Origin of the sequence: Mesorhizobium sp. M1E.F.Ca.ET.063.01.1.1, assembly GCF_003998155.1 — a bacterium.
Taxonomy (GTDB): domain Bacteria; phylum Pseudomonadota; class Alphaproteobacteria; order Rhizobiales; family Rhizobiaceae; genus Mesorhizobium.
The window spans coordinates 1-2,215 of the sequence record NZ_RZSC01000887.1 but is presented as its reverse complement, the minus strand read 5'-3'; the positions used below and the strand labels follow the sequence as shown (position 1 = coordinate 2,215).

Below are 2,215 nucleotides of genomic sequence, written 5' to 3'. Positions count from 1 at the left end.
AGCTTGGGCCGGTCGGCGGCAGAGAGCTCCAGGATCTTGGTGGTGTAGACATCCTTGGCGGCCGGGCGCCCGTTCGGATACTGGCCGACCTTGTCGAGCAGCGTCAGTTGCTCCTCGATCGAAGTGGGATCGAACGTGCCCCAGCCGTCCTTGGCGGTCGCGCCGTCGAAGGAAAGTTTCAACACCAGGTTGACGGTCTTCTGCTCCCAGCCAAGATCCATTTCCGGGTAGGCGGCGACCATCTTCTTCACCGCTTCCTGCGGGTTGGCGTGCACCCAGCCCCAGCCCTTGCCGACGGCGCCGATGAATTTTGCCAGCGTGTCCGCATTTTCCTCGATCGCCTTGTCGGTGGCGAAATAGACGTCGGCGTAGGAGCTAAGCCCGAGGTCGCGCACCAGGAGGTCGATACGATCGTCGCCGACCACGCTTAAAGCCTGTGTGTTGGTGATCCAGCCGCCGATGGCGTCGACATCGCCGCGCACCAGCGGACCTTTGTCGAAGCCGACATTGACGATGGTGACCTCGGACGGGTCGATGCCGTTCTTGGCCAGGATCTCGTCGATGACGAAGCGCGCGGTCGGCTGGATGCCGATCTTCTTGCCCTTGAGGTCGGCGACATTGCGGATCGGCTTGGCCGGCTTCGAGGTCAGTGCGTAGGGGCCGGTGCGGAAGCCGCAGGCGACGATCTTGACCGGCACGCCGCTGGCGCGCGCGGCATAGAGCTGCGGCGTTTCGGAGAACTGGCCGAGCTGCGCGGCGCCAGAGATGACCGGCGGCACGGTCGAGGCGTTGGGGCCGCCGGGGCTGAATTCGATCTCCAGCCCGGCATCCTTGAAATAGCCGTTGGCGACGGCGGCGATGTCGCCGATCTGGCCGTTGGACATCAGCCAGTCATACTGGATGACGACCTTGCCGGCGGCCCTGGCGCCCGGCGTCAGCACCAGTTGCAGGCCGGCCGATACGGCCGCGACCGCTGCGAGGCCGCTCTTCACGAAAGTGCGGCGGTTCAATCGATTGTCTCGGTTCCCACTCATTTTTCGCTCCTGTTGCAGACTTCTTGTCTCTTCTTGCAAGCGCCGTTCCCTCCGGCGCGGCGTCGTCTACGGCTGTTCGTCGTGGTAGTCGCCAGGGCCGCCGTCGAGCCAGGCGTAGAGCTCCCAGAGCGTGTCGTCCGGGTCGGTGAAATAGACGCAGCGCGCATTCCAGACGTAGTTTTCGGGCGGGCCGTAGAATGGCACGCCCTTGGCGCTGAGTTCGCCATGCAGCCGATCGATATCGGCAGGTGTGTCGAGCTGGACGGCGACGCAGACCTTGTGCGCATGACGCGGCGATCTGAGATTCGAGACGCCGGTGTGCCGGTTGATGTGGTCGAGCTCCCAGGCGGCGAGCGTCACGCCCTCGCCATGGAAATCGGCGAAGCCTTCGGCGCGGCGACGCAGGCGGAAGCCGAGTTTCCCGACATAGAAGTCGACCGTGCGCTCGATATTCTCGACGAGCAGGCAGACGTCGGAGATGCGGGTGACGCTCGCCGGCATCTATTTCGCTCCGCTTGTTTTCGAGAGCGGCAGCTTAACGCCGACGCGGTTGGCGGCGCCGATGATATGCGTGCGCATCGCCGCCGCGGCGGCCACGGGATCGCCTGCCACCAGCGCCTCGTAGATGCGCACATGCTCGCCGACATTGACCTCGACGAGATCGTGCAGCGGGTTGGTGAGGCGGGCGTAGTGGATCGAGTGACGGATCTGCTCGCAGACGAAGGAAATGAAGGTGTGGATGTAGCTGTTGCCTGTGGCCCGCGCGATCTCGCGGTGGAAGAGCAGGTCGGCGTCGATGCTGCCTTCCTCCCATCGCTCCTCGCCGCCCATGCGGTCGAGCGCCGCCTTGATCGATTCGAGATGTTCTTGACCGCGCCGCACCGCGGCGAGAGCCGCCGACTCGGACTCGAGGATGCAGCGCAGCTCGAACAGCCGCTCCATATTGTGCGTGTCCTTGAGCGCCTCGCGGTCGATGCGGATCGCGGCCCGCTGCTCGGGCGCCAGCACGAAAGCCCCGATGCCTTGCCGGGCCTCAATCATGCCGTCCGCACGGAGCTGCGCGATCGCCTCGCGCACGACGTTGCCGCTGACGCCGAATTTCTCCGACAGCTCCTGCTCGGTCGGCAGCCGCAACGTCGTGCGCGCGGCGATCGCGCAGCTCCGTGCGGACGGCATGATTG

The 2,215-nt window shown here is 65.3% G+C and carries 3 protein-coding genes; all 3 read right to left on the bottom strand.

The genetic code is table 11. The annotated features are described in order from the left end of the window. The coding region (locus EOA29_RS33840) for an ABC transporter substrate-binding protein (RefSeq protein WP_189479079.1) at positions 1-1,034 on the bottom strand (1,034 nt) is incomplete at its 3' end. A gap of 66 nt (positions 1,035-1,100) precedes the next feature. Beyond that, a complete protein-coding gene (locus tag EOA29_RS33835) occupies positions 1,101-1,535 on the bottom strand; it encodes a VOC family protein (protein ID WP_126093573.1) in 435 nt (144 codons plus the stop codon). Further along, positions 1,536-2,210 carry a FadR/GntR family transcriptional regulator gene (locus EOA29_RS33830; RefSeq protein ID WP_245468681.1) on the bottom strand — a complete coding sequence of 225 codons (675 nt, stop codon included), beginning with the start codon at positions 2,208-2,210 and terminating at the stop codon, positions 1,536-1,538. It abuts the gene before it with no gap. Positions 2,211-2,215: the final 5 nt, after the last annotated feature.

Coding starts and splice junctions, on each gene's coding strand:
- EOA29_RS33835 (WP_126093573.1), bottom strand. CDS start 1,535: ATGCCGGCGAGCGTCACCCGCATCTCCGACGTCTGCCTGCTCGTCGAG.
- EOA29_RS33830 (WP_245468681.1), bottom strand. CDS start 2,210: ATGCCGTCCGCACGGAGCTGCGCGATCGCCGCGCGCACGACGTTGCGG.